Source organism: Pseudomonas aphyarum (assembly GCF_028657055.1).
Lineage (GTDB): Bacteria > Pseudomonadota > Gammaproteobacteria > Pseudomonadales > Pseudomonadaceae > Aquipseudomonas > Aquipseudomonas aphyarum.
In genome coordinates, this window is sequence record NZ_JAMDGS010000012.1 from 133,461 (window position 1) to 158,568 (window position 25,108).

The following is a 25,108-nucleotide window of genomic DNA, read 5'->3' on the forward strand; positions in this document are numbered from 1 at the left end:
TCACTCAGCTCCCTGTACAGCAGAAAACAACGGCAGGATGACCTGCGCACACGTACCGCGCCCGACCCGCGAACGCAGCTGCAATTCTCCCTGATGCGCACGCGCCACGGCCTTGACCACGGTCAGGCCCAGGCCGGTCCCGGTAACCTTGGTGGTGAAAAACGGCTCGCCCAGCCGCGCCAGCACCACCGCATCAATTCCGCTGCCGCTGTCACTGACACACAAACGCAAGGTGTTGTCGCGGGTGTAGCAATGCACCTTCAGACGCACCTCACCGGCACTCGCCTGAATGGCGTTTTCAATCAGATTGAGCAGCGCCCCGACCAGCGTGTCGCGATTGCACAGCAACTCGCCGACATGGCTGTCGCACTGCCAGCGGATCGGCAGATCCTGCACATGGGTCAGCGCCGCGGCCTGCAACGACTGCATCAAGGCATTCGGCGTGACACGGTCGGTCAGCGGCAGCTCGCCGCGAGCGAACACCAGCATGTCGCGCACCTGATGCTCGAGCTCGTGCAGGCGCTCCTTGAGGCGACCGGCGAAACGCTGCTGGGTGGCGACCGGCAATTCCTGCTCGGTCAAATGACTGGCGTACAGCAACGCGGCGGACAACGGCGTGCGGATCTGATGCGCCAGCGAAGCGACCATCCGCCCCAGGGACGACAGTCGCTCGTGGCGGGCCAGTTGATCCTGCAAATGACGGGTTTCAGTCAGGTCGTTGAGCAGCACCAACTGCCCCGGCTCGGCATCCAGCGAGCGGGTGGCAATCGACAGGCGTCGACCGTTCTTCAAGGAAATTTCGTGGCCGTCGTCTTCACGGGGTGCGAAGCAACGGGCGATGACATGGCGCCACAGCTCGCCTTCCAGCGGCAGGCCGAGCAATTCGATGGCGGCAGGGTTGGCCTCGCACACAATGCCGTGACCGTCGATGACGATGACGCCACCGGGCAACAGATCGAGGAGGTTTTGCAGACGGTTGGCCAGGCGTTCTTTTTCCGCCAGTTCCTGCATGCGCTGGGCGCTGACCACAGCCAGCTCGCCCTTGAGCTCGGTGACCCGGGCTTCGAGCATGCTGTAGGAGTCGGTCAACTGACTGGACATCTGGTTGAACAGGGCGAATGCCTGCTCAAGCCCCTGGCGGCTCGCCTGCTCTACGGACGGCAGTTGCCCCGAGGACTCGGGAACAGAAGACATCTGGGAGGCTTGGGGCATTGTGCTCACTCGCTTGGCTGACCGTCAGTTAAACGGAACGTTGCGAGGGACGTAGCAATACCCGTGCCTAAAAAAAACCGCTTATAAATGAAGCAGTTGAAAAACAGGCGTCAATCATCCGCCTGTTCATCACCTTCACGACGGCTCATGCCGTACTTGCGCATCTTCTCCACCAGCGTGGTGCGGCGAATGCGCAGGCGTTCGGCAGCGCGGGCCACGATGCCGTTGGCGTCGTCCAGCGCCTGCTGGATCAGCCCCTGCTCCAGACCACCGAGGTAGTCCTTCAGGTCGAGACCTTCCGGCGGCAGCATGGCGTTGGCGGTGAAGTCCGGCGTGTGGCCGTTGATCGCCACGCGTTCTTCCAGATCGCTGCGCAGGCTGTCGACCATTTGCTCGTCTTCGTCGTCGACGTAGCGGAATTTCTTCGGCAGCTCGACCACGCCGATCACCCCGTACGGATGCATGATCGCCATGCGCTCCACCAGGTTGGCCAGCTCGCGGACGTTGCCCGGCCAGCCGTGGCGGCACAGGGACATGATCGCAGCAGAGTTGAAGCGGATCGAACCGCGCTTCTCGTGTTCCATGCGCGAGATCAGCTCGTTCATCAGCAGCGGAATGTCTTCGACGCGCTCACGCAGCGGCGCCATCTCGATCGGGAACACGTTCAGGCGATAGTAGAGGTCTTCGCGGAAGGTGCCGATCTCGATCATGCTTTCGAGATTCTTGTGGGTCGCGGCGATGATGCGCACGTCGACGCTCTGGGTCTTGTTGCTGCCCACGCGTTCGAAGGTGCGCTCCTGCAGCACGCGCAGCAGCTTGACCTGCATCGGCAGCGGCATGTCGCCGATTTCGTCGAGGAACAGCGTACCGCCGTTGGCCAGCTCGAAGCGGCCGGCACGGCTGGTGATCGCGCCGGTGAAGGCGCCCTTCTCGTGACCGAACAGTTCGCTTTCCAGCAACTCGGCCGGGATCGCCCCGCAGTTGACCGGTACGAATGGCGCGTCGCGACGCTTGGAGTGGTAATGCAGGTTGCGCGCAACCACTTCCTTGCCGGTCCCGGACTCGCCGAGGATCAATACGCTGGCGTCGGTGTCGGCCACTTGCTGCATCATCTGACGCACGTGCTGGATCGCGCGGCTGGTGCCGACGAGGCTGCGGAACAGGTTGGGTTCGCGATGGCGGCCGCGCTCGCGGGCCTGATCGTACATTTCGCGATACACCTGGGCGCGGTGCAGGGAGTCCAGCAGTTTGCTGTAGCTCGGCGGCATTTCGAGGGTCGAAAGTACCCGGCGGCGTTGGTCTTCGGGCAAGTCCACCGAAGAATTATCGCCCATCAGCAAAACCGGAAGGAACTCATCCCAGGTCGAGAGTGTCTTTAACAGGCCCAAAAGCGCACCAGGAGCATTGACCGTCCCGATCAGTACGCAAATGACCTCACGACTAGACGACAAAGAGCCGACTGCCTGCTGCCAGTCATGGCTTCCGCAGGGTAAATTTTCTTCGCCAAGAAAATTTAAGATCACCGCCAGGTCGCGGCGGCGGACGCTATCGTCATCGATCAGCAGAATTTTGGTTTCACGCCACATGCAATAGCAACTTCCCTAGTCAACTCAATGCCCAAAATGAGGGGCAAGCGAGACGCTTGCAGGACACCTTGTGCCTGTAGACGCCTGAAATCTGAAAACAGCCACTAGTTAAGTCAAAAAACCGTGCACAGTCAAATTTATGGCGCACATGTCTGGATTAACTGAGGGTTAATTAACCAAACAGATGGTAAACCTTTGCCGCGTTCTGCGCTTGGGTGATCTGCGACATCTCGTCGACTATCGCCTGACGCTCACCCATGGCAACTTCAAGCAGCTGCTTGTAGACATGCAGCAACTCCTCAAGGTTGTCGCGCAACGCGACCTCGTCTACCGAAGCCTCACTCAAGACATCTTCCATGCAGGAACGGCAATCAAGATCCAGTTGACCGATCGCCTCCCAGTTGCGCTCGGCCAGGGCTCCGACCAACGCCACGCGGGTTTCTTCGATTCGCTGCAATACAAGACTCATGATGATCTCCTCAGAACTGCGGAGCGGGCGCAGGCGCGATCGCGTCCCAGCCTTCCTTGACGGTGCTCAGCAAGCCGGCAACCTCATCAAGAATGCGTGGATCGCTGCTGATGTTCGCCTCGGCGAGACGCTTCATCATGTAGATATACAGACCGTCCAGATCAGCCAGTGTATCTGCGGAGTTTTCCAGGTCCAGGCCTTCGCGCAGGCCACTGACGATACCGATGGCCTTGCTGATCGACGTGCACTTGGCAGGAATATCCTTGCGCTCGATCGCACCCTTGGCCTGGGCGATTCGGTCCAGGCCGCCTTCCATCAGCATTTGCACCAGACGATGTGGGCTGGCTTCAGATGTCTGAGCGTGGGCACCTACTTTCTGGTATTGCCGAAGGGCTAACATCGGATTCATGTTCTACCTCATTTGCCACAATGACTCGTATGAGCAGTGTATCGCCCGCGAGCCGAAAAACTTTAGACCATAAGACAAAAACCCGGCACACGCTCGAAAGCGTAGCCGGGTTTTTGTCGCTCGTTCATGTTACTTCGCGGATTGCTGAGCGTTCAGCGAGCTGAAGAACGACGTGATGTTGCTCGCCGTGGCCTTCATCTGCCCTACCAGCAAGTCCATGGCGTTGTACTTGGCAGTCAGCGTCTTGGTCAGGTTGGCCACACGCAGGTCCAGCGCCAATTGCTGGGACGTAATGTTGCGCGTGTTGTTGTTCAGGATGGTCAGGCGCTGATCCAGCAGACCGGTGGTGGTCTTGCCATCGGCCGAAGCCTTGAGATAAGGGTCAACCGCCTTGCTCATGCGCGCCAACAGACCGTTGGTGTCGGTGGTGCCGGTGAACATCTCCTGGACCTTGCCGCTCATGCCTGGCGTGGACATGGTCTTGTTGAACGCGACCGTGTCGAACGTCAGGTTACCGGTGTTGCGGTCGGTCATGACACCCAGCTGCGACAGATAGGCCATCGGGCTGCCAGCGGTAGCACTCGGGGCCGTAATCTGTCCGCGGATATCAGCAACCAGTGAACGTGCCAGTGAGTCACCCGTGAACGCCGCCTGAACGGTCAGCTTGCCATCTTCGTCCGGCGTCGCCTTGGACAACGAATCGATGGTGCTTTTCAAGGTGTTGTAGGCATCGACAAACGCCTGAACCGACGTCTGCAAACCCTTGGTGTTACCGTCGACAGTCACTGTGACAGGTGTCGATGGTGGAGTGCCGGCGCTGACCGATGTCAGGTTCATCGTCAGACCACTGATGGCGCCGGTGACCGTGTTGCTCTTGCTGGTCACTGCCAGGCCGTCAATGGTCAGCGACGCATCCTGAGCGAGGCCGTTGACCGCGCCGGAAGCCCCGGCGGCCGGGTTGGTGCCCATCGCCTGGGTGCCGTCGATTTCAAGACCGGCAATGCCGCTGACTTTCATGTCAGAGCCGGCGCCCGTCTTGCTCGAACTGATCACCAGGCGCGAAGCACCGGTGCTGTCGGTCACGATGTTGGCGGAAATACCGTTGACGGCCTGAGCCGAGTTGATCGCATCCCGGGTGCTCTGCAAGGTGGCATTGGCCGGGATCGTGACATTGTAATCAGTGCCATTCTGACTGATTTTCAGGGTACCACTCGGAATGGCACTGGCAGCACCGCCGGCAAAGGATGCACTGGCTATTTTCGAGCCGGTGGCCAGTTTATTCACAACAACGCTGTAAGTACCCGAGACCGCAGTGTTATCTGCAGAAACACCCAAAACGGCCGGAGTGCCCGAAGTCGCCGTGTAACCGGCAAACGCTGGATTGGTCTTGCTGCCCAGGTTGGTCATCGCCGTCTGGAATGCGGTCAGCGCACTCTTCAGCGTGCCGATACCGGAGATCTTCAGCGTGTTGGTTTTGGTAGCGTTATCGATCTGCGTCTGCTTTGGCGACTTGTCGGCATTGACCAGCGCAGTGACGATTGCACCGATATCCAGGCCGGAACCCAGTCCCGAACCCGGTAAAATTGGACTTGCCATGTGCATCTCCCTTGGGGGTTATTGCCAGTCTTTTGACCAATACCTGCGTCTAAAGAACTTCAAACACTATTCATGCCAGCTATCAGACTTTGGCGTCGAACAACACGTGACTCGCGTTGGCCAGACTGTCTGCCAGCTTGAGCGCTTCTGCGGAAGGGATCTGTCGAACGACCTCGCCCGTCTCGCTTGCAATCACCTTGACGATGACCTTCCCGGAATGCTCATCGATCGAGAACTCCAGATTGCGCTTGATCGACTGAACGAACTTCTCGATCTCCTGCACCGCCAGCTTCAGCTTGGTTTCATCTGCTTCCTGGCTCTTTTTCGAGGCAGGAACAGCTTCAACGGTCTGAGGCTTGATCTCCGACGGCTTGTCGGGGACAGTATTGGCTGGCTTGGGAGCCGGATAAGACACGTTAAGCTTGACGCTCATGTCCATGCTCATCACCTCATAACGTAAAAAGCGAGAGAGCACGCAAGCGCACTCCCCCGCTAAAACTCATTCCGAAATTACTGAAGCAGCTTCAGTACAGCGGAAGGCAGTTGGTTGGCTTGAGCCAGAACAGAGGTCGAAGCCTGTTGCAGGGTTTGCTGCTTGGTCAGGTTAGCAGTCTCTGCGGCGAAGTCGGTATCTTGTACGCGACCTTGTGCAGCAGTGGTGTTCTCGGTGATGTTCTGCAAGTTCTGGATGGTGCTGGTCAGACGGTTTTGCGAAGCACCCAGAGCGGCGCGAGTGGCGTTGATGTTCGCAATTGCAGCGTCGATCGCAGTGATCGCGTTGTCGATGTTCGAAGCGGCGGCAGCCGAAGTAGCACCGGTCAGAACAACAGTACCGCTACCTACCGACAGGCTGACGGCGTCGAACTTGCCGCTCAGTACCAGGTCGATGTGGTTGGCGGAGCCAGTGTTGGCGCCAACTTGCAGAGTCACAGTACCAGCCGAACCGTCCAGCAGGTTTTTGCCGTTCAGGTTGGTAGCGGCGGAGATACGGGTGATCTCGTCGGACATCTGAGCGAATTCAGCGTTGGTAGCGGTCTGGTCAGCAGTGCCGTTGGTACCGTTACGTGCTTTAACAGCCAGTTCACGCATACGCTGCAGGATGTCGGTCGAAGCTTGCAGAGCGCCTTCAGCGGTCTGGGCAACGGAGATACCGTCGTTGGCGTTCTGGATCGCCTGAGTGTTACCACGGATCTGCGAGGACATACGGGTAGCGATCTGCAGGCCGGCAGCGTCGTCTTTAGCGCTGTTGATTTTCAGGCCGGAAGACAGGCGCTGCATCGAAGTCGACAGAGCGTCGGAAGCGCGGTTCAGGTTTTTCTGAACGTTCAACGACGTGGTGTTGGTGTTTACTGTTAAAGCCATGACGAATTCCTCGTTGGTTGGGTACTGCGGCTTCCGGCCCTGGCAACCGCCGGGTATGGCCTAGAGAACCTTCGTAATAGTTATCGTCGGGTTTGCAGGTTGCTTGAGGGCTTTTTTGAAAAATTTTGCCATCAACCTGCCACCCCCCGGAAAACAAAGACTTAGCAGCACTTCACCTTCGAAAAAATGACGTCATAAAACCGTCCGTGGCGCAAAGCTGCGGGCCAGCGCCTTCGCCCCTCGTCAGGCGGACGGTTCTTCCAGCAATTGAATCAGCTCGTACTCCATGAAGTCGGCAAGCCCCAACCAGTCCTGACGCTCCTGGCACTCGAGCATTTGCGTGAGCAACTGCGCCCAGGCCTGCTGTGTCTGTGCGCCGGCCGACAGCAAAGACTGCTGTGCGCCCTCGAACACATCGACCATGATCAACGCGGCCTCGACATCACGCCCCAGGCGGAACAGCCCGGCGCACTGGTGGCATTCGCCTGCCCAGCCTTGCAGCGCAGTCATTGCACAAACTCCTGGTTGAACGCCGTACCGGCAATCTGTGCCCCCGCGCGGCTGCTGTTGAAAAACGCCACTTGCGGCTGACTGGCGATGTATCGCTCCAGCACGCACAGATAACCGCGAAAATTGAGCTGGGTACTGACGCGCTGACCATACCCGTCACGCACCCAGTGCCGTGCCTGATTCACCGACGGGCCGAGGTCACCATCACTCCAGCCGGCATGGGTCTTGTTCATCGGGAAGGCAAAATCGGCACCAAACAGCGTGATGCGTGCAGCGCCCATCTTCACCGCCAGGTCCACGGCCGGGTGAATCACGCTGCCGCCCACATGCAGCAGCGCCCTCGGGTACTGCTCACGCAATGCCGCGTAGACCGGACTGGCCGAATAGCCGCCATAACGTTTGCCCTTCCAGGCCCTCAGCACCTCGGGGTCACTCATGGGCAGATACACCAGCGGGATGCCGTCGGATTCCTCGAACGGCAGATGCCGGAAGCTGATGCGCTGATCGATGCTCACCACATAGTCGGGCACGATCCCGTGCTCGCGCAGTGGCCGGTACGCGGTATCGACACAAATGAACAACGGACGCCCGGCCCGCTCGCGGATCGCCGCCAGACGTTCGAAGTGTTGCTCCAGCGTCGGCCCGGTGCCGATCACATAGATATCCCGGCCGGCACAGGTACCAAACAACGTTGCCACATCATCGTCGGCGAGCAACACGGGCAAGCAATCCTGCAGACGCTGTTGAATGAACGGTGACTGCGGATCGAATTCACGGTTGTTGAAGCTCAGGTGCACTTCGCTGACCAGCCGATCACGGATCTTCGCGTTGAAGTCATCGGCCAGCAGCATCTCGGCAGGCAATGCGAAGAACGGCGTGCAGATGTCGGGCAGGTCGCCGGCGTAGAGCAATTCAACCCGCGGATCCTGCAGCCACTCACGCTGATCGATCAATTGCAGCACCAGGGCAAACAGCGCGCCATTGAGGATGTGCACATACAAGCGCTCAAGCCCGGCGCGCTCCAGCAACACCGTGGGCAAATCCCCGAGGCCGGTGCCGTAGACATGCAGTTGCGGCTTGTCCGTTGGCAGGCTGGCGGCCTGTATTTGCGCTTCGCGGACACGGTCATGCCGGCTGGTGAGCTGAATGCCGCCAATGCTCAGGGTCGAGCCCAGCCCTTGCGTCAGCTCGGCCTCGATTGCCGAACTGTCTTCGTTCAGCAATCGTGCGAACAGCGTCGGCCAGCGTCGCTCGACGACTTCAGCGTTGGCTTGGAAAAACTCGCTCATGGCGCCTCGCGCTCCTTTCAGGCAAAAAAATAGCGTTCAAGGTTAACCCTTGAACGCTTTTTTTGTATCCGTCGTTCCTGGCGGATTCAAGGACGATAAATAATCGCCGAACCCCACGACAGACCCACACCAAAACCACTGATCGCGATGCGATTCCAGTCGGAATCCATCACGTGTTTTTCCAGCAGCAGCGGCACACTGGACGACACGGTGTTACCGGTCTCGACCATGTCCTTGATGAACTTCTCCGGCTCGCCTTCGAAGCGCCGCGCCACGGCGTCGACAATCGCCGCACTGCCCTGGTGAATGCAGAAGGCATCGATGTCATCGGCCTTCAGGCCGGAATCGTCGAGCAGTTCGTGCAAGTGCGCCGGCACCTTGAGCAGCGCAAAGTTGAACACCTGACGGCCGTTCATGAAGAACACGCCATCGGTGACTTTCAGGTGCGGTGCGCCGGAACCGTCGGTGCCGAACTTGGCCTTGCCCAGTGCCCAGACCGGATCTTCGCCCATCCAGGTGGCGGTAGCAGCGTCGCCGAACAGCATGGTGGTGTTGCGATCTTCCGGATCAACGATCTTCGAATACGGGTCAGCGGTGATCAGCAGGCCGTTCTTCAGGCCGGCGGCTTCCATGAAGCCCTTGATCGCGTAGATGCCGTAGACGTAACCGGAGCAGCCCAGGGAAATATCGAACGCCGCGACATTGGTCGGCAGGCCGAGCTTGTCCTGGACGATGGCCGCGGTGTGCGGCAGGCCTTCTTCGTCACCGTTCTGGGTAACGACAATCAGTGCATCGATGGATTCACGTTTCAGTTCAGGGTTGCTGGCAAACAGCGCATTGGCCGCTTCAACACACAGATCGGAGGTTTCCTGTTCCGCGTCTTTGCGTGGGAGGAAGGCCGAACCGATCTTGCCGAGGATGAATTCTTCATCCTTCTCGAATTTTGCACCTTGTGCGTAATTGTCCACGCCGGCTACAGGAACGTAGCTCGCAATGCTTTTTATGCCAATCATTACGGCTTCCCAATAATAAACAGCCCAATACCACCGCTCGCAGGATTCGAGGGGCGCCGACAAACAGAAAACGGCCGCCACAACGGGCAGCCACGGGGAGCGCAAAGGGCTATCACTGGAACCGAAAACGGGCCAGGCGCCATCTCCCCGGTCATTACAATACAGTGAAGATGCGCGTTATGACTCGCAGGTCACGCTATTTTGCCGAATCGGTGACAGATCGGGTCATTCGACCAATGACCAGTCCAGCGGCGTACCGCGTTGGATCGGCTGGCGCGCGCGGCGCCCGAGGACGGCATCGGTGTGCTTGGGCGGCAGACCGAGACCGGGACGAATGGCGCGCAGGTTGGCCGCCGTGAAGGGTTCACCGGCCGCCATATCGGCCGTGACGTACAGCGACCGGCGGTAAACCAGCGACTTTTTCTCAGCCTCGGTCACGCCGTAATGCACCTGACCCATGGCCTGCCAAGCGCGTTCGGTCTCGACCACCAGACTGGCCAGCTCAGCCGGCTCCAGCGAAAAACTGGCGTCCACCCCACCGGCCGCACGGTCGAGGGTGAAGTGTTTTTCCACCACGGTCGCGCCCAGCGCCACCGCCGCCACCGATACGCCAACGCCCATCGAATGGTCTGACAGCCCGACCTCACAACCGAACAACTCACGCAGATGCGGGATCGTGCGCACGTTGCTGTTGATCGGCGTCGCCGGGTAGGTGCTGGTGCATTTGAGCAGCACCAGATCCTTGCACCCGGCCTCACGGGCGGCGCGCACGGTTTCGTCGAGTTCGGCGATGCTGGCCATGCCGGTGGAAATGATCAGCGGTTTGCCGGTCGCCGCAACACGGCGGATCAGCGGCAGATCGGTGTTTTCGAAACTGGCGATCTTGTAGGCCGGCACATCGAGGCTTTCGAGAAAGTCCACGGCGCTGTCGTCGAACGGTGTCGAAAACGCGAGCATGCCCAGTTCTTTCGCCCTGGCGAAGATCGGCGCATGCCACTCCCAGGGTGTATGGGCCTTTTCATACAGGTCGTACAGCGAGGTGCCGGCCCACAGACTGTTCGGATCCTTGATGAAGAACTCGCCTTGCGCCAGATCCAGGGTCATGGTTTCGGCGGTGTAGGTTTGCAGTTTCAAGGCATGCGCGCCGGCCTTGGCCGCCGCTTCGACAATCTGCAAGGCGACGTCCAGCGACTGGTTATGGTTGCCGCTCATTTCAGCGATGATGAACGGCGGCGCATCGGCACCGATCCGACGGTTGCCGATCTTGAAACTGCTCATTGACGGGATTCCTTCAAAACCTTGGTGAACGCGCAGGCACTCTGGGTGAACCCGGCGTCACGAAAAACATTCATCGAGGGCTGATTGGCCGGCAAGACCTGGGCGGTGATGGCGGTCATTTGCGGCCAGTGCGCAGCGACAAAGGCTTCACCTTGGGCCAGCAGCGCCCTGCCCCAGCCGAGACCGAAACGCCCCTCGAGCAGATACAGCGAAACCTCGGCCTCAAAGCCGCGCAAATCGTAGCGCAGGACACCAACCGGGCCGTCATCCGCCTCGGCCACCAGCAGCAGCCGCTGAGGATTGCGCAGGCTTGCGTCCAGCCAGTTCACATGTTGCGACCAATCGATTGCCCCGCTGTCCAGCGACCAGCGGCGCACCGTTTCGGCATTGCGTCCGTCGAACAGCAACTGCGCGTCATTCGGCGTCGCCAGACGCAACTTGAGCACCGCGCCGGCCAGTGCCGCCGCCACCCGCAGCGCTCCACGTCCGTCGACCAGTTGCCGTGAACGCTCGGCCAGGCTCTGGCGCAGATAAAAGTTGCCCACGACAAAGCCGATGGCATCGCGCAGTTGCTCGACGCTGACCTGCTCGCGCGCGCCCATGAACACATGTGCCCCGGCCGCCGCCATCACCTCGCCGTTGGCCTGCTGGTTGTTTGACACCGCAATGCAGATCGTCGGCAGGCCCAAGGCCGCGCGCTCCCAACTGGTGCCACCACCAGCGCCGATAAACAGGTCGGCCTCAGTCATGCGTCGATGAAAATCGCTGACAAAACTGTGCAGGCGCCAGTGCGGCCGCGTTTCGGCCAGCGCCTGCATCTCTGCCCAGGCCGGGTTGTCGGCACCGGCGACAAAATCCACTTCAAGCGCCGAAAAATCCGCCAGCGCCAGCATCGCGTGATGAGTCTGGCGCGCCGCGTCGAAGCCGCCGAAGTTCACCAGCACCCGACGTGCCACAGGCTTGATCTCGATGGCCGGGCCACTGAACTCTTCACGCAGCATGGCGAAGCGCGGGCCGAGCAGCGTTCGGCAACCGGCCGGCAGCAGCGGCTGATAGTTTTCGCTGAGCCCGGAGAGGTTCTGATTGAGCAGCAGATCCACGCTGTAGCGTCGGGTCGCCAGATCGTCGACGGCGGCAATCCGTGGCGCGAAGCGACGGGCAGCGGTCTGCCAGTGATGGTCGAGGCCGTAATGGTCGGCGATCACCCAGTCAAATCCGGTCTGCCCTTCCAGCTGCGTCGCCAGTGCCTCGATATCCGCCTGCCACGGCAGCATCGATTCGATGGCCTGCTCCGGGTCTTCACCGGCATAGCGATCCGGCAACGCGAAGGTCTCGAAGCCTTCGCTCAGCAACGCATCAAGCCGGTGCCCCGGCAAACGACGACAGGCGAACGCAACATGACTGCCCTGCGTGCGCAGCACTCGCGCCAGCGTCAGGCACCGTGCGATGTGGCCGCTGCCGATGGTCGGCGAGGCGTCGGCGCGGATCAGCACTCTCATTGCAATTCCCCACCGGCCTTAAGGGCGGCGTAAAGGTACTCGGCGCGCGTCCAGTCTTCGACGGTATCGATGTCCTGCACCAGATACCGGGGCAGGATCACCGGCAGGCTGGCCGGCGAATACAGAATCTCGCCATCCATCCAGGCCTCGCGGCGGCCCCAATAGAACTGGCCGGCATCCTGAAAGGCAGCCGGCAGATCCTGCGAACGGGTATTGCGAAATTCGGGGTACAACGCGGTCAGCGCGCCCTGCCCGTCCAGGGTCAAGGCGCGCTGCACCGGAAAGCCGAAATCGGTGACCGAAAAAGCAAAGGACTTGTCCGGATGCTGCGCCAGCAACTCAAAACCCTGACGCAGAAAGCGCGCCTGCAACAGCGGCGCCGTGGCGTACACACAGCAGGCGTAATCAAAGGCCGGCAGTTGTTGCAAGGCATGCACGATCACCGCCGCAGTGCCGGTGAAATCATCGGCCAGTTCCGCCGGACGCATGAACGGCACGTGAGCACCGTTGGCCCGCGCCACCTCTGCGATCTCTGCGTCGTCGGTGCTGACCACCACCTGCTCGAACAACCCTGAATCCAGCGCCGTGCGAATCGAACGGACAATCATCGGCACGCCGTCGAACGGCTTGAGATTCTTGCGCGGGATGCGTTTGCTGCCCCCGCGGGCCGGGATGATTGCGACGTTGTTCAAGGACGTTTTTCCAGCAGGAACCAGGTGATGTCGTCGACCGGAAATTGCGGATCGCGGTGATAACCGAAGCCGTAGTCCAGCAGTTGCAGATCCGGATACCGATCGAGCATTTCCCCGGCGAAGTCACGCTTGAACAGCTTGCCGCTGTTGCCGCGATAGGACACTTCCACCGGCGAGGGATTGTAGTACTCGGCGATCAGGATGTAGCGCGAACTCAACTCATACAACTGCGCATACGCCGTCACCAACAGCTCAGGCGCCAGATGGATCAGCACGCCCTTGCTCAGGGTCAGGTCGTATTGGCGCTCACGGGGAAAGTCGAACAGCGAACCGTGCCAGATGTTCGCAATCTCCAGCGCACGCGCCTGGGCGCAGGCACTGGCATTGATTTCGACCCCGAACAGCTCGCAGCGCGGCAGCAACTGACGCAGCGCCTGCAAGTTGTTGCCGGCGTTGGTGCCCAGTTCCAGCAGGCTGTCGATCCGCCCGGCCCGGGCCAGCGCCTTGGCGAACAACGCCAGATTGGCCGCCACCAATGGCTGGCCGACGTTGCGGTCAACGTACTGGTTGCCGAATTCGCCCTGCCAGAATTGTTCCTGCTCGCTCAGATCACGCATACCGTTTTCCATCCACCGCCACGGCGGCAATCATTCAGTCAACCGGCGCAATTGCTCGACCACGTAGTCCTGCTGCTGATCGCTCAGCAACGGGAACAGCGGCAGGCTGATCGCTTCGGCGTAATAACGCTCGGCTTCGGGGAAGTCACCCTCGGCGAAACCCAGGTCACGATAGTACGGCTGCAAATGCACCGGAATGTAATGCAGGTTCACGCCGATGCCGGCCGCGCGCAAGCCTTCGAACACCTGACGGTGGCTGAGATTGATGCGATCGGTCTGCAAGCGCACCACATAAAGATGCCAGGCCGATTCGGCCTCCGGCTGGAGGCTCGGCACAGTCACCGGCAAGTACGCCAGCAAGCGGTCGTATCGCGCAGCCAGTTCCCGACGACGGGCGATGAATTCGTCCAGCTTGCTCAGCTGTGACAGGCCCAGCGCCGCTTGCAGATCGGTGATCCGATAATTGAACCCCAGCTCAACCTGTTGGTAATACCACGGCCCGTGGCTGGGCTCGGTCATCTGCTGCGGATCGCGGGTCATGCCGTGGCTGCGCAGGCGTTGCAGGCGCTCGGCCAGTTCCGGGCGATTGGTCAGCACCATGCCGCCTTCGCCGCTGGTGATGATCTTCACCGGGTGGAAGCTGAACACGGTCATCGCGGCAAATTCACCGCAACCCACCGGGCGCCCGGCGTAACTTGCACCGACCGCGTGGGAGGCGTCTTCGATCACCGTGAAGTTGTAGCGCTCGGCCAGTTCGGCAATCCGCCGCATGTCGCAGCTCTGCCCGGAGAACGCCACCGCCACCAGCACTTTGGGCAAGGTGCCGTCGCGTTCGGCGGCATCGAGTTTGCCGGCCAACACCTCGGCATCGAGGTTCCAGGTCAGCGGATCGATGTCCACGAAGTCAACGTCGGCGCCGCAATAACGGCCACAATTGGCCGACGCGAGAAAGGTGTTCGGCGTCGTCCACAAGCGGTCGCCCGCGCCGAGCCCCGCCGCGAGGCAGGCAATGTGCAGCGCCGCCGTGGCATTGCACACCGCCACGGCGAAGTCGGCCTGGCAACGCTCGGCCATCGCCTGTTCAAAGCGCTCGATGGTCGGCCCCTGGGTCAACCAGTCGGACTGCAACACCTCGACGACCGCGTCGATGTCCGTCTGGTCGAGGCTTTGCCGACCGTAGGGAATCATACCGACAGCTTCGCGTGCAGGTCGGCGATCTGCCCCACCGAGAGGAAGTGCGGGTTGGTGTCGGAGCGGTATTCGAAATTTTCACCGACCGGCACGCCACGCTCGCCGAGTTTGTCCTCGGCGAAATCCACGTCGACGCTGGTGAAGCGGATCGACGGCTGGATGGTGTAGTGATCGGCGAATTCCAGGGTCATCCGCGCGTCGTCCAGCGGCACCATCAGTTCGTGCAGTTTCTCGCCCGGACGGATGCCGACGTTCTTGTGCGGCAGATGCTCGGCCATGCCGCGAGCCAGATCGACCACACGGATCGACGGGATCTTCGGCACGAACACTTCACCGCCGTGCATCCGCGCAAAGCTGTCGAGGACAAACTGTACGCCGTGATCGAGAGTGATCCAGAAGCGGGTCATGCGCTCGTCGGTGATCGGCAGTTCTGTCGCGCCATCGGCGATCAGCTTGCTGAAAAACGGCACCACTGACCCGCGCGAGCCCGCCACGTTGCCGTAGCGCACCACGGCAAAACGCGTCTGTTGCTCACCGGCAATGTTGTTGGCGGCGACGAACAATTTGTCCGACAGCAACTTGGTGGCGCCGTACAGGTTGATCGGGCTCGCCGCCTTGTCGGTGGACAGCGCGACGACTTTCTTCACGCCGTTGTCGATGGCGGCGGCGATGATGTTCTCCGCGCCATTGACGTTGGTGCGAATGCACTCGGTCGGGTTGTATTCCGCCGCCGGCACTTGCTTCAACGCCGCGGCGTGCACCACATAATCGATGCCGCGCATGGCCTGACGCAGACGATCGGCGTCGCGCACGTCACCGAGGAAGTAACGCATGCACGGCGCGTTGAACGTCTGCTGCATTTCGTATTGCTTGAGCTCATCCCGGGAGAACACCACCACGCGCTTGGGCTGGTATTGCTCGAGCAGGCGCGCGATGAATTTGCGCCCGAACGAGCCGGTGCCACCGGAGATGAAAATCGATTTACCGTTGAACATGTCTTGAGTCCCGTTTCCTGTGCCCCGAGGCGTCAGCCCAGCCACTGCGCCCAGTTCACCGCAGCACGTTCGTTCAGACCAAAGCCTTTGCCGCTGAGGATCAGGTTCGGGTTACCGGCCGGGTCCTGAGCGAAAACAGACGACCATTTTTCAGCCAGTGCTTCCAGAGCCTGCGGCGCTTGCGGCAGTTGGCCGTCATGCAGCACCTGCACCTGCGGCGTCCACACGGTGAGGTAACCGGCCTGGCTGGCCTTGAGGCACAGGTCGACGTCGCTGAAACCGTCGCCGAAGCTTTCGGTGTCCAGCCCGCCCAGGGCGTCGAACAGCTCTTTGCTCACCATCAGGCACACGTCCGACACGGCCGAGTAGTTCTGATCAACCTGCAGACGATGCATGTAACCTTCGGCGTCGTGCTTCTCGCCAATGAAGGCCGAACCAACGGTGCCTTCCTTGCCGAGAATCAGACCGGCCTGGGAGATTTTCCCGTCGCGGTCGACCAGCTTCGGCCCGACGATACCCACTTCAGGGCGCTGCGCATGATTGAGCAGCGACTCGATCCAGTTCGGGTTGACGACTTCGCTGTCAGCGGCCATCAGCACCAGGTACTCGCCTTGCGCCTGCTGGCTGGCGGCGTTGCACAATGCCGCGTCGCTCAGCGGTTGATCGGCGTGCAGAACGCGGACCTTGGCGTGGTTCAGGGTGCCCAGCCAGTCGTTGACGGCGGCGGACTGATTCGCCCGTGCCGCCAGCAACACTTCATAGCGGGAGTAGCGGGTTCGCAGCAGCACGCCTTCCAGGCAGCGTTGCAGGGCCGGCAGATCATCGCTGGCCGGCAGGATGATCGACACCAGCGGCTGCTCAGTGTGGCGATAATCGATCTGGTAGGTGCCCGGCGTCGACGAGGTGATCTTGGCCTTGTAGCCACGATTGCCCAGGTGACGCAGCAGCGCCTGACGCTCGTCGGCGTTTTCGGCCAGTTCCGAAGTGCGGGTAATCAGCAGCGGCTCGTCGAGGTGCGCAAGGCCGCCCAGACCACCCTGTTCGATGATGCGCAGCAACAGGTCGAATTCCAGCGCCTTGCTGAAGTCGGCCTGGTAACCGCCCGCCTCGATCAGCACTTCACGACGGATCAGCCAGTGCCGTGCCATCAGCGCCGGCAGGCTTTGCAGCAGGTCGAGGTTGAAGCCCGGACGGAACACGTCGACCAGGGCACCGTCGTCGCTGCGCTGGATTTCATCGGTGGCCACCGCGCGGCAACCGTCGGCAGATTGCAGTTCAAGACCGGCACGCAGCAGGCCGCCGGCGGTGAACTCGTCACCGGCCTCGGCCAGCAGCAGCCAGTCGCACGGCGATTGGTTGACGCTCAGGTTCAGCTTGTCGACGAAATTGCCCGTATTCACCCGCACGAAGTGCAAGGTGTTCTGCGCCGTGGTGGCGGCCGGCGGTTCACCGGTGGTGAACACCACCACCTTGAATGCCTTGCTGTGCCCTTCCAGCAGACTGTCCAGGGTGACCTGCAACTTGTCGATGTCGTTGTCCAGATCGAGCAGGAAGATGCCGAACTGCGGACTGCCGCCATTGGCCGCCAGCTGACCGGCAATCGCCCGGGCCTGCCCGGCATCCGGCTGACGCTCATCAAGCCACTTGAGCAAACGGCCAGTCAGCATTTTGCCGAATACCGCCTGATTGCCTTCGAGCGACACCGCTTCGAGACGAGCGACCCATGCACGCAGTTTTTCGGCGTCTTCGTCCTCGCCCAGCAATTGCAGTTGCGCCACCAGACGGTTGATCACCGTGCGGTTGAAGACGTTGGCGTCATGGGCTTGCCACAAACGGTCCACCACACTTTCCGGGGTGTCGTTGTTGCGGGCCAGCATCAGGTTTTCCTGGCGGGCCCAGATGCCTTCCAGGTTCTGCAACTGGATGCGCCCTGCCGGCATCGAGTGCAGCAGGAATTCGTACTGCGTCAGCTGATCGAAGAACGCCTGATTGTAGAACGGCATTTCAACGTACTGTTTCGGGCCGAAACGACGCTGCGGGCCGGCATCGACATCGGTCCAGGCCGACTCGAACACCAGTTCGGCGGTCAACGCGCGACCCGCGCGCAGGCTGTCGGCCAGCGCTTCGAAGCTGTCCAGCACGAACTGTTTACCCTGCTCCGGATCCTGATGCTTGACCTGGGTCGGCAACCCGGCAAGGAAACCGGCAAAGGCTTCGCGTTCGGCGACGTGCCTGGCGTCGGTGTAGGCCAGCGAGTGATAAATCTCGGTGTTGTGGTCGGAGTGCTGATAGTTGAGTTCACGCACCACGTACGGGATCGGCAGAATCCGCGCCTTGCCCCGCGCCAGCATGTAGTAGGTGTGACCGACTTCCTGCCACTGGAAGATTGTGTCCTGCGGCATGGCCGCATACCAGTCGCGCAGAATCTCCGTACGTTGCACGGCATAGAACGGCGGCAGGTACTGATACATGTAGTCGATCAGGCGATCCTGGGCGAGATCGGCCGAGTAGTCCTCACAGACCTTCTTGTCGCGACGGTAGTAGCTGACGCTGTTGGCCAGCGACAGGTACATCATGCTGTAGCCATGGCACAGGCTGTAATCGGGGTTGGCATCCATGAACGCCACGGCTTCATGCAAGGCATCGTGCACGAGGAAGTCGTCGTCCGCCGCAAACACCATGTACGGTGTCTGCAACTGCTCGACACCGTAGGCCAGCTTGGCGCGGATGCCCCAGTAGCCGTACTGCGGCAAGTGCTGGTAGTCGACGTTGGCAAACTGCCCGAGCATGTCCGGTTGTGCCTCGGTCGAAGAATCCAGCACCAGGATCCTGCACGGCAGGGTGCTGTAGAAACGCACGGCCCTGCGCAGGAACGCCGGGCGTTCGTGAGATATCAGCACAACGGTCAACTGTTCGTTGAGTGCCAAACCGTGTCCAGAACTGTTCTTGCCTTGCATAAATTCCCCACAAGCGGCGAGTCGCCGAAAACTCAACGTTGTTTTTGTCGATTAACGAACGCGACGCAGATAGCCATCCGGCGCGACAGTGATCAGCAACTTGCTGTGGATGGCCTGATCGATTTCGAAATCGCTGCTCTCTTTCAGGTAAGCCCACACAGCGGTTTTCGGGTTGTCACCCTTGCCCCACGGACGATCCGGGAAGGCGTCTTGCGGCATGTCTTCGACCACGGTGTCCATGACCACGCAGTAGCTGCCCACCGACACCAGCGGTGCGTACAGGCGCAGCTCTTCGAGGACGTGCTCGTGGGTGTGGTTGGAATCCAGCACCACCAGCACTTTCTTGCCCTGCACGCGTTCGCGCACCTGGTCGACGATCGCGGTGTCGATGCTCGAACCCTGGATCATGCTGATCCGCTTGAACATCGGGTGCGCTTCGATGGCTTCGCGATTGTGCTGGCGGATGTCGATATCGATGCCCAGGACTTCGCCGTGACCGATCAGTTCGAGGATCGAGGCGTAGAACACCAGCGAACCACCGTGGGCGATCCCGGTTTCTACGATCACGTCCGGACGCAGGTTCCAGATGATTTCCTGCATGGCGACCATGTCCTGCGGGAACTGAATGATCGGCCGGCCCATCCAGCTGAAGTTGTAGGTGTACTTGTGTTTAGCGGTGGTGCCGACCCAGTCCAGCGACTCGGTTTGCAGCGCCTTGTCCTGTTGCAGGCCTTCGATGTTGGCTTTTACTTCTTCGCGAAACTGCTCGTGTGGATTCATTGCGACTCTCCAAAAATTCGGGAAAACGGCTTACCTGAATACCCTGGCGTCAGGGTATGGCACGGTGTTGGTCTTGATGATCCTGGCGGGATTGCCCACCACGACTGAAAAATCCGGGACGTCTTTGGTCACCACGGCGCCGGCGCCGATGGTCACCCAGCGGCCGATGCGCAGGCGCGGCAGAATCGTGGCGTTGGTACCGATAAACGTACCGTCGCCGATTTCCACACAGCCGGCGATGCACACGCCCGGCGCCATGAATACCGAGTGGCCGATCCGCCCCTCATGCCCCACGACGCTGCCGGCGCTGATGCTGGTGTTGTCGCCGAGTTCAACTTCGGCCTGCATCAACACGCCTTCCTGCAGGTAACTGCCCTGCCCCATGCGGATCATGCTCAGGTCGATGCCGGGATGAACGAACTGGCCGAGCCTCGCCCCTGCCTCCACCAACTGGCAGGTGGTTTCGTAGCGTAACCGGGTACTGCCGGTGATCAGATTGACGAAGCGCACGTCCGGGCCATTGAGCTCGGCGACCCGCTCCGAACCACCCACCACCGGCACCCCGTAAAACAGCGTGCCGTGCTTGCGCGGATCGTTGTCCAGAAAGGCGAACTCGACGTTCGGCGTACTGCGCTTGACCGCGTGCAGCATGCGCACCGCTTCCGGGTTGGCGGCCCCCAGCAGATACACCTTCACAGCGCGGGCCTGCCTGCCAGCAGGTCCAGCACCACTTGCACGACGCGCTGCTGATCGGCATCGGTCATGTCGTGATAGCTCGGCAGGTTGAAGGCGCGTTCCGGCAGGGCGAATGACACCGGTGTGTCAACGTTGTGCTCGCTGAACATCGGCAGCGTCGACAGCGGCCAGAAGAACACTCGGGCATCGATGTCGGCGGCCTGGAAAGCTGCGATCAATTGCTCGCGATGGATACCGGTATCGGCATCGAACACCACGGTCGGCATCCAGTAACCGTTGCGCCCGTGGGCCGGTTCGGGATTGAGCGACACACCCGGCACGCCTTCCAGCGCCTGCGCATAGTTGGCAAAGATCGCCCGCTTGCGCGCGATCAACTCTTCGATCCGCTCGACCTGCGCGCAACCGACCGCCGCCTGCAGGTTGCTCATCTTGTATTTGAAACCGACGAACTCCGGCCAGAACTGCTTGGTGCAGCCCGCCACGCGACCATGGTTGGACAGGGTCAACACGCGCTCGTACAAGGCCTTGTCCGAGGTGACGAACATCCCGCCCTCGCCTGTGGTCATGGTCTTGGTGCCATGGAACGAGAAAGCACCGAAGGCCCCCAACGAACCGGCCGCCTGACCGCGCCACTGCGAACCGATGGCCTCTGCCGCGTCCTCAATCACGGGAATGCCGAATTCCTTGCCGATGGCCAGCAAGGCATCCATGTCGCACAGATTGCCGTACAGGTGCACCGCCAGAATGGCTTTGGTGCGCGGGCTGATCGCGTTTCTGACCTGCTGCGGATCAAGGCACCAGCTATCGGCCAGCACATCGACGAACACCGGCGTGGCACCCAGATAAGTGATCGGCGCCGCCGAGGCGATCCAGTTGGTGTTGCCCAGGATCACTTCGTCACCGGCACCGATGCCCAAAGCCGCCATGCCCATGTGCAGGGCCCCGGTGCAACTGGAGGTGGCGATCGCGTAAGTCGCGCCCAGGTGCTCGGCGAAGCCGTGTTCGAAACGGGTCAGGTATTCGTAGCAACGCGCGCCCCAGCCGTTCTGCACGGCGTCCAGGGCATATTGCGCCTCAAGTTCGCCGACGCTTGGCTTGGTGTAATGGATTCTGCTCATTGAATGCTCAACTCCGGAACGGCGACGACAAAGCGTGCGCCCCATGTTTTGGCTTCGGCCAGTTGCTTCGTCACTTCGCTCAACAGGTTCCAGGGCAGAACCAGAATGTAGTCCGGCCGCTCTTGCGCAATGCGCTCGGGCGCAACGATCGGGATGCGGCTGCCCGGCAGGAACTTGCCCTGTTTGTGCGGGTTGGCATCGGCGACCCAGGCCAGCAGATCCGCTCTCACGCCGGCGTAGTTGAGCAAGGTGTTGCCCTTGGCTGCGGCGCCATAGCCGACCACACGCTTGCCTTCGGCCTTGGCCTGCAACAGGAAACGCAGCAACTGGTGCTTGATGTTTTCGGCGGCCGGCGCCAGCGTCGCGTAGTACCCGGCGGTTTTCACCCCGGCGTCGAGTTCGGCTTGCAACTGCTGTTGCACGGCCGGCTGCACGGCGCGGCGTTCGCCGTCCTTGCGCTGGACGAACACCCGCAGCGATCCGCCATGGGTGGTCAGCTGGCCGACGTCGAACACTTCCAGGCCGTTGCGCTCGCACAGCGTCTGCACGGCAGTCAGGGACAGGTAGGAATAGTGCTCGTGATAGAGCGTGTCGAACTGCGCGCCGGCCATCAGCGTCAGCAGTTGCGGGAATTCGAAGGTGGCGACGCCGGTCGGTTTGAGCAGCGCGGCGAAACCGCCGAGGAAATCGTTGATGTCCGGCACATGGGCAAGCACGTTGTTGGCAGCCATCAGGTCGGCGGCCCAGCCTTCGCTTTTCAGCTGGGCGGCGGTGTCGCGACCGAAGAACAGCTCACGGATCTCCAGGCCTTTTTCCCGCGCCGCCTGCGCGGTGCTGCGGGTCGGCTCGACGCCCAGGCACTGGATGCCGCGACCGGCCACGTATTGCAGCAGGTAACCGTCGTTGGCGGCGACTTCCACCACGCGGCTGTCGGCGGTCAGGCCGAAGCGCTCGACCATCTCGGCCACATAACGCTCGGCGTGGGCCAGCCAGGTGCTGGAGAACGAACTGAAGTAGGCGTACTCGGCGTCGAACAGGCTGTCGGCGCTGGTGTAATCCTCGGTCTGTACCAGCCAGCATTGCTGGCACACGGCAACCTTCAGCGGCACCCATTGTTCGGCCTGCTCGAGGCGCTCGGCATGCACATAGGCGTTGGACGGTGGCGAGGTGCCGAGGTCGATCAGCGGCAGGCTCAGCGGTGCGGCGCACCCACGGCAGTTCATAGACGCACTCCGGCAAAGTGTTGATCGAGCGCGGGATGGCTGGAATCACGCGCTGACAAATTATTGACAGGCAACGGCCAGGCAATCGCCAGCCGTGGATCGTTCACCGACAGGCCGGCCTCGTGCTCCGGCGCGTAATCGGCGCTGTGCAGGTAAAGCAGCTCGGCATCCTCGGTGAGGGTCTGGAAGCCATGGGCGAAGCCGGCCGGAATCAGCAGACTGCGGCCGTCGCCGGCTTTCAGGTGCTCGGCGTGCCAGTGCAGGAAGGTTTCCGAATCCGGGCGCAGGTCTACCGCCACGTCCCACACTTCACCGCGCAGGCAGGTGATCAACTTGGCTTCCGGCGCGTTGGCATTCTGATAATGCAGACCGCGCACGCTGCCCTTCTCGCGGGTGCAGGAATGGTTGATCTGGCGGATGTGAAATTCGGCGCCAAATGCCTTCAGGCTGCCCTCGCAGAACAGCCGGGCGAAGTGCCCGCGCTGATCTTCGAAGCGCTTGTGCTGGACGCTGAACAACCCGGCCAGCGGCAACTGTTTCAAGGAAAACTCGCTCACAGCGCGCCCCGGTACAGGTTCAGTTGGCCGAGGGTCACGGTGCGCATGTCGTCGCCGTTCTGCCACGCCAGATGCCAGTCGAGGGTCTGGGTCAGGCATTGCTGCAACGTCCAGCGCGGTTGCCAGCCCAGCACCTGACGGGCGCGGCTGCTGTCCAGGCGCAGCAGACCTGCTTCGTGCAGGTCACTTTTTTCGAGGCGCAGGCCACGGGCCTGAGGCCAGCGGTTGGCGAGCAGTTCGACCACTTCGCCGACGCTGCACATGTCCGCTTCACCCGGGCCGAAGTTCCACGCCCCGGCGTATTCCGGGCCTTGTTCGTAGAGCCCGGCGGCCAGTTGCAGGTAGCCGGCCAGCGGCTCCAGCGCGTGCTGCCACGGGCGCACGGCTTGCGGGTAACGCAGGGTCACCGGCTCGTCGGCCGACCAGGCTTTCAGCACGTCGGGAATCAATCGTTCAGGGGCGAAATCACCGCCGCCCAGCACATTACCGGCCCGCGCGGTGGCCAGGGCCAGACCGTGCTCGGCGTACTTGTCGGCCGGGAAAAACGATGCCGCGTAAGACTGCGCCAGCAACTCGCAGCACGCCTTGCTGCTGCTGTAAGGGTCGTGTCCACCGAGGGCTTCGTCCTCGCGATACGGCCACAGCCATTCCTTGTTGGCGTAGACCTTGTCGGTGGTCACCAGCACGCAGGCCCGCACGCATCCGACCTGACGAATCGCTTCGAGCAGGTTGAGGGTGCCCATGACGTTGCTGGAATAGGTGCCAAGCGGATCGCGATAGCCTTCGCGCACCAGCGGCTGGGCTGCCAGGTGCAGAACGATCTCGGGCTCGGTGTCGGCGATGATCTCGAGCAAGGCGCCGAGGTCACGCAGATCGCCGCGCTGGTCGTTGATGCCTTCGTGCACGCGCGCCAGTTCGAACAGGCTCGGCTCGGTCGACGGATCGAGGGAAAAACCGCTGACTTGCGCGCCCAGGCTTTGCAGCCACAGGGTCAGCCAGCTGCCCTTGAAACCGGTGTGTCCGGTGACCAGAACCCGCTTGCCGCGCCAGAATTCCGGACTCAGTCCCATTGCTTCCATGGGGCCTCCCCGCTCTGCCACAAGGCTTCGAGGTGATTCTTGTCACGCAGGGTGTCCATCGGCTGCCAGAAGCCTTCGTGCTGATAAGCCATCAACTCGCCGCGCTCGGCCAGACCATCGAGCGGGCCGGATTCCCACGAGGTTTCGTCGCCTTCGATCAGCGGCAGAACCTTGGGCGAGAGCACAAAAAAACCACCGTTGATCCAGCCCCCGTCACCGCGCGGCTTTTCGGTGAAACCGAGAACCCGGTCACCTTCACGATCCAGCGCGCCGTAGCGTCCCGGCGGTTGTACGGCGGTCACCGTCGCCAGTTTGCCGTGGGTCAGGTGGAAATCCACCAGCGAGCTGATGTTCAGATCGGAGACACCGTCGCCATAGGTGAAGCAGAAGGCTTCTTCGTTTTCCAGATAACGCGCGGCGCGGCGCAGACGGCCACCGGTCATGGTCTCTTCACCGGTATCGATCAGCGTCACGCGCCACGGCTCGCTGTAGTTCTGGTGAACGTCCATGCGGTTTTCGCGCATGTCGAATGTCACGTCGGAGGTGTGCAGGAAGTAGTTGGCGAAGAAGTCCTTGATCGCGTAGCCCTTGTAGCCAAGGCAAATCACGAAGTCATGAATCCCGTGGGCGGAATACTGTTTCATGATGTGCCAGAGAATTGGCTTACCGCCGATCTCGATCATTGGTTTGGGCTTGAGGTGCGACTCCTCACTGATGCGCGTGCCCAGGCCACCCGCCAAAATTACTGCCTTCATCGTCTCCCCTCTCGTTCGTCACAGGGCTGCGCGCTGCTTTTTGAGCGTTGCGGCCTTCTGGCTAAACCATTGCGCCGGTTCGGGCGCAGGGGCAATGACCGCGAGCGCTCGTTTTATGGCGATTTGAGGGGGACTTGCAGGAAACGCGCCAGCTCCGCCGGCTGCGTGTTGGCAGGACATCTGCCCATGAAAAAAGGGATGAAGCCGTTGCCGGCTTCATCCCTC

Annotated in this window: 24 protein-coding genes; all 24 read right to left on the minus strand. The window is 61.3% G+C overall.

Translation table 11 applies throughout. From position 1 onward, the window contains the following. A complete protein-coding gene (locus M5G18_RS17945) occupies positions 1 to 1,212 on the minus strand; it encodes a sensor histidine kinase (RefSeq protein ID WP_420793300.1) in 1,212 nt (403 codons plus the stop codon). Between the two features lie 110 nt (positions 1,213 to 1,322). After that, positions 1,323 to 2,798 carry a sigma-54 dependent transcriptional regulator gene (locus M5G18_RS17950; protein WP_003222863.1) on the minus strand — a complete coding sequence of 492 codons (1,476 nt, stop codon included), beginning with the start codon at positions 2,796 to 2,798 and terminating at the stop codon, positions 1,323 to 1,325. A gap of 172 nt (positions 2,799 to 2,970) precedes the next feature. Continuing rightward, a complete protein-coding gene (gene fliT / locus M5G18_RS17955) occupies positions 2,971 to 3,267 on the minus strand; it encodes a flagellar protein FliT (RefSeq protein ID WP_039765621.1) in 297 nt (98 codons plus the stop codon). Between the two features lie 10 nt (positions 3,268 to 3,277). After that, positions 3,278 to 3,676: a flagellar export chaperone FliS gene (fliS, locus tag M5G18_RS17960; RefSeq protein WP_007958302.1), complete on the minus strand. Its 399-nt coding sequence runs from the start codon at positions 3,674 to 3,676 to the stop codon at positions 3,278 to 3,280. Positions 3,677 to 3,805: 129 nt separating this feature from the next. Continuing rightward, on the minus strand, positions 3,806 to 5,272 hold the full coding sequence (fliD, locus tag M5G18_RS17965) for a flagellar filament capping protein FliD (protein WP_273896647.1): 1,467 nt from the start codon (positions 5,270 to 5,272) through the stop codon (positions 3,806 to 3,808). An 82-nt stretch (positions 5,273 to 5,354) separates the two neighbouring features. Then, positions 5,355 to 5,711 (minus strand): flagellar protein FlaG, encoded by a 357-nt coding sequence (locus tag M5G18_RS17970; RefSeq protein WP_273896646.1) that lies wholly within the window; start codon positions 5,709 to 5,711, stop codon positions 5,355 to 5,357. 71 nt (positions 5,712 to 5,782) lie between these two features. Continuing rightward, positions 5,783 to 6,634: a flagellin domain-containing protein gene (locus M5G18_RS17975; RefSeq protein WP_064594348.1), complete on the minus strand. Its 852-nt coding sequence runs from the start codon at positions 6,632 to 6,634 to the stop codon at positions 5,783 to 5,785. 243 nt (positions 6,635 to 6,877) lie between these two features. Further along, positions 6,878 to 7,144 carry a hypothetical protein gene (locus tag M5G18_RS17980; protein ID WP_273896645.1) on the minus strand — a complete coding sequence of 89 codons (267 nt, stop codon included), beginning with the start codon at positions 7,142 to 7,144 and terminating at the stop codon, positions 6,878 to 6,880. Next, positions 7,141 to 8,433, minus strand: a complete 1,293-nt coding sequence (locus M5G18_RS17985; RefSeq protein ID WP_273896644.1) for a motility associated factor glycosyltransferase family protein — start codon at positions 8,431 to 8,433, stop codon at positions 7,141 to 7,143. The genes M5G18_RS17980 and M5G18_RS17985 overlap by 4 nt, the downstream gene beginning before the upstream one ends. An 86-nt stretch (positions 8,434 to 8,519) precedes the next feature. Further along, the gene (locus M5G18_RS17990) at positions 8,520 to 9,446 is read right to left on the minus strand and encodes a ketoacyl-ACP synthase III (RefSeq protein ID WP_262194084.1); all 927 of its coding nucleotides are present in this window, start codon (positions 9,444 to 9,446) and stop codon (positions 8,520 to 8,522) included. Positions 9,447 to 9,671: 225 nt separating this feature from the next. Next, positions 9,672 to 10,724 (minus strand): pseudaminic acid synthase, encoded by a 1,053-nt coding sequence (pseI, locus tag M5G18_RS17995; RefSeq protein ID WP_273896643.1) that lies wholly within the window; start codon positions 10,722 to 10,724, stop codon positions 9,672 to 9,674. Further along, positions 10,721 to 12,223 (minus strand): UDP-2,4-diacetamido-2,4,6-trideoxy-beta-L-altropyranose hydrolase, encoded by a 1,503-nt coding sequence (pseG, locus tag M5G18_RS18000; RefSeq protein ID WP_273896642.1) that lies wholly within the window; start codon positions 12,221 to 12,223, stop codon positions 10,721 to 10,723. The genes pseI and pseG overlap by 4 nt, the downstream gene beginning before the upstream one ends. Continuing rightward, entirely contained in the window at positions 12,220 to 12,915 is a 696-nt protein-coding gene (gene pseF, locus M5G18_RS18005; RefSeq protein WP_273896641.1) for a pseudaminic acid cytidylyltransferase, read from the minus strand. Before pseF ends, pseG begins: the two co-directional genes overlap by 4 nt. Next, on the minus strand, positions 12,912 to 13,532 hold the full coding sequence (locus tag M5G18_RS18010) for a pseudaminic acid biosynthesis-associated methylase (RefSeq protein ID WP_273896640.1): 621 nt from the start codon (positions 13,530 to 13,532) through the stop codon (positions 12,912 to 12,914). The genes pseF and M5G18_RS18010 overlap by 4 nt, the downstream gene beginning before the upstream one ends. A 30-nt stretch (positions 13,533 to 13,562) precedes the next feature. Further along, the gene (gene pseC / locus M5G18_RS18015) at positions 13,563 to 14,720 is read right to left on the minus strand and encodes a UDP-4-amino-4,6-dideoxy-N-acetyl-beta-L-altrosamine transaminase (protein WP_273896639.1); all 1,158 of its coding nucleotides are present in this window, start codon (positions 14,718 to 14,720) and stop codon (positions 13,563 to 13,565) included. Further along, complete coding sequence (gene pseB, locus M5G18_RS18020; protein WP_273896638.1) at positions 14,717 to 15,718, minus strand: UDP-N-acetylglucosamine 4,6-dehydratase (inverting); 1,002 nt, start codon at positions 15,716 to 15,718, stop codon at positions 14,717 to 14,719. Before pseB ends, pseC begins: the two co-directional genes overlap by 4 nt. 32 nt (positions 15,719 to 15,750) lie before the next feature. Continuing rightward, positions 15,751 to 18,675: a glycosyltransferase family 2 protein gene (locus M5G18_RS18025; RefSeq protein WP_273896637.1), complete on the minus strand. Its 2,925-nt coding sequence runs from the start codon at positions 18,673 to 18,675 to the stop codon at positions 15,751 to 15,753. Between the two features lie 51 nt (positions 18,676 to 18,726). After that, positions 18,727 to 19,455 carry a cephalosporin hydroxylase family protein gene (locus M5G18_RS18030; protein ID WP_273896636.1) on the minus strand — a complete coding sequence of 243 codons (729 nt, stop codon included), beginning with the start codon at positions 19,453 to 19,455 and terminating at the stop codon, positions 18,727 to 18,729. Between the two features lie 30 nt (positions 19,456 to 19,485). Further along, on the minus strand, positions 19,486 to 20,151 hold the full coding sequence (locus M5G18_RS18035; RefSeq protein WP_273896635.1) for an acetyltransferase: 666 nt from the start codon (positions 20,149 to 20,151) through the stop codon (positions 19,486 to 19,488). Next, complete coding sequence (locus M5G18_RS18040) at positions 20,148 to 21,269, minus strand: DegT/DnrJ/EryC1/StrS family aminotransferase (protein WP_273896634.1); 1,122 nt, start codon at positions 21,267 to 21,269, stop codon at positions 20,148 to 20,150. Before M5G18_RS18040 ends, M5G18_RS18035 begins: the two co-directional genes overlap by 4 nt. Further along, on the minus strand, positions 21,266 to 22,492 hold the full coding sequence (locus M5G18_RS18045) for a class I SAM-dependent methyltransferase (protein WP_273896633.1): 1,227 nt from the start codon (positions 22,490 to 22,492) through the stop codon (positions 21,266 to 21,268). The genes M5G18_RS18040 and M5G18_RS18045 overlap by 4 nt, the downstream gene beginning before the upstream one ends. After that, a complete protein-coding gene (gene rfbC, locus M5G18_RS18050; protein WP_273896632.1) occupies positions 22,489 to 23,049 on the minus strand; it encodes a dTDP-4-dehydrorhamnose 3,5-epimerase in 561 nt (186 codons plus the stop codon). Before rfbC ends, M5G18_RS18045 begins: the two co-directional genes overlap by 4 nt. Then, positions 23,046 to 24,128 (minus strand): CDP-glucose 4,6-dehydratase, encoded by a 1,083-nt coding sequence (gene rfbG / locus M5G18_RS18055; protein WP_273896631.1) that lies wholly within the window; start codon positions 24,126 to 24,128, stop codon positions 23,046 to 23,048. The genes rfbC and rfbG overlap by 4 nt, the downstream gene beginning before the upstream one ends. Next, complete coding sequence (rfbF, locus tag M5G18_RS18060; RefSeq protein WP_273896630.1) at positions 24,110 to 24,883, minus strand: glucose-1-phosphate cytidylyltransferase; 774 nt, start codon at positions 24,881 to 24,883, stop codon at positions 24,110 to 24,112. The genes rfbG and rfbF overlap by 19 nt, the downstream gene beginning before the upstream one ends. Positions 24,884 to 25,108: the final 225 nt, after the last annotated feature.

Bases quoted from the DNA above. Each gene is read 5' to 3' on its own strand.
- M5G18_RS18010 (WP_273896640.1), bottom strand. From the start codon at position 13,532: ATGCGTGATCTGAGCGAGCAGGAACAATTCTGGCAGGGCGAATTCGGC.
- M5G18_RS17945 (WP_420793300.1), bottom strand. From the start codon at position 1,212: ATGCCCCAAGCCTCCCAGATGTCTTCTGTTCCCGAGTCCTCGGGGCAA.
- M5G18_RS18040 (WP_273896634.1), bottom strand. From the start codon at position 21,269: ATGAGCAGAATCCATTACACCAAGCCAAGCGTCGGCGAACTTGAGGCG.
- fliS (WP_007958302.1), bottom strand. From the start codon at position 3,676: ATGAATCCGATGTTAGCCCTTCGGCAATACCAGAAAGTAGGTGCCCAC.
- pseG (WP_273896642.1), bottom strand. From the start codon at position 12,223: ATGAGAGTGCTGATCCGCGCCGACGCCTCGCCGACCATCGGCAGCGGC.
- fliD (WP_273896647.1), bottom strand. From the start codon at position 5,272: ATGGCAAGTCCAATTTTACCGGGTTCGGGACTGGGTTCCGGCCTGGAT.
- M5G18_RS17950 (WP_003222863.1), bottom strand. From the start codon at position 2,798: ATGTGGCGTGAAACCAAAATTCTGCTGATCGATGACGATAGCGTCCGC.
- M5G18_RS17970 (WP_273896646.1), bottom strand. From the start codon at position 5,711: ATGGACATGAGCGTCAAGCTTAACGTGTCTTATCCGGCTCCCAAGCCA.
- fliT (WP_039765621.1), bottom strand. From the start codon at position 3,267: ATGAGTCTTGTATTGCAGCGAATCGAAGAAACCCGCGTGGCGTTGGTC.
- pseC (WP_273896639.1), bottom strand. From the start codon at position 14,720: ATGATTCCCTACGGTCGGCAAAGCCTCGACCAGACGGACATCGACGCG.
- M5G18_RS17980 (WP_273896645.1), bottom strand. From the start codon at position 7,144: ATGACTGCGCTGCAAGGCTGGGCAGGCGAATGCCACCAGTGCGCCGGG.
- M5G18_RS18025 (WP_273896637.1), bottom strand. From the start codon at position 18,675: ATGCAAGGCAAGAACAGTTCTGGACACGGTTTGGCACTCAACGAACAG.
- M5G18_RS17985 (WP_273896644.1), bottom strand. From the start codon at position 8,433: ATGAGCGAGTTTTTCCAAGCCAACGCTGAAGTCGTCGAGCGACGCTGG.
- M5G18_RS18045 (WP_273896633.1), bottom strand. From the start codon at position 22,492: ATGAACTGCCGTGGGTGCGCCGCACCGCTGAGCCTGCCGCTGATCGAC.
- M5G18_RS18030 (WP_273896636.1), bottom strand. From the start codon at position 19,455: ATGAATCCACACGAGCAGTTTCGCGAAGAAGTAAAAGCCAACATCGAA.
- rfbF (WP_273896630.1), bottom strand. From the start codon at position 24,883: ATGAAGGCAGTAATTTTGGCGGGTGGCCTGGGCACGCGCATCAGTGAG.
- pseI (WP_273896643.1), bottom strand. From the start codon at position 10,724: ATGAGCAGTTTCAAGATCGGCAACCGTCGGATCGGTGCCGATGCGCCG.
- rfbG (WP_273896631.1), bottom strand. From the start codon at position 24,128: ATGGAAGCAATGGGACTGAGTCCGGAATTCTGGCGCGGCAAGCGGGTT.
- pseB (WP_273896638.1), bottom strand. From the start codon at position 15,718: ATGTTCAACGGTAAATCGATTTTCATCTCCGGTGGCACCGGCTCGTTC.
- M5G18_RS17975 (WP_064594348.1), bottom strand. From the start codon at position 6,634: ATGGCTTTAACAGTAAACACCAACACCACGTCGTTGAACGTTCAGAAA.
- M5G18_RS17990 (WP_262194084.1), bottom strand. From the start codon at position 9,446: ATGATTGGCATAAAAAGCATTGCGAGCTACGTTCCTGTAGCCGGCGTG.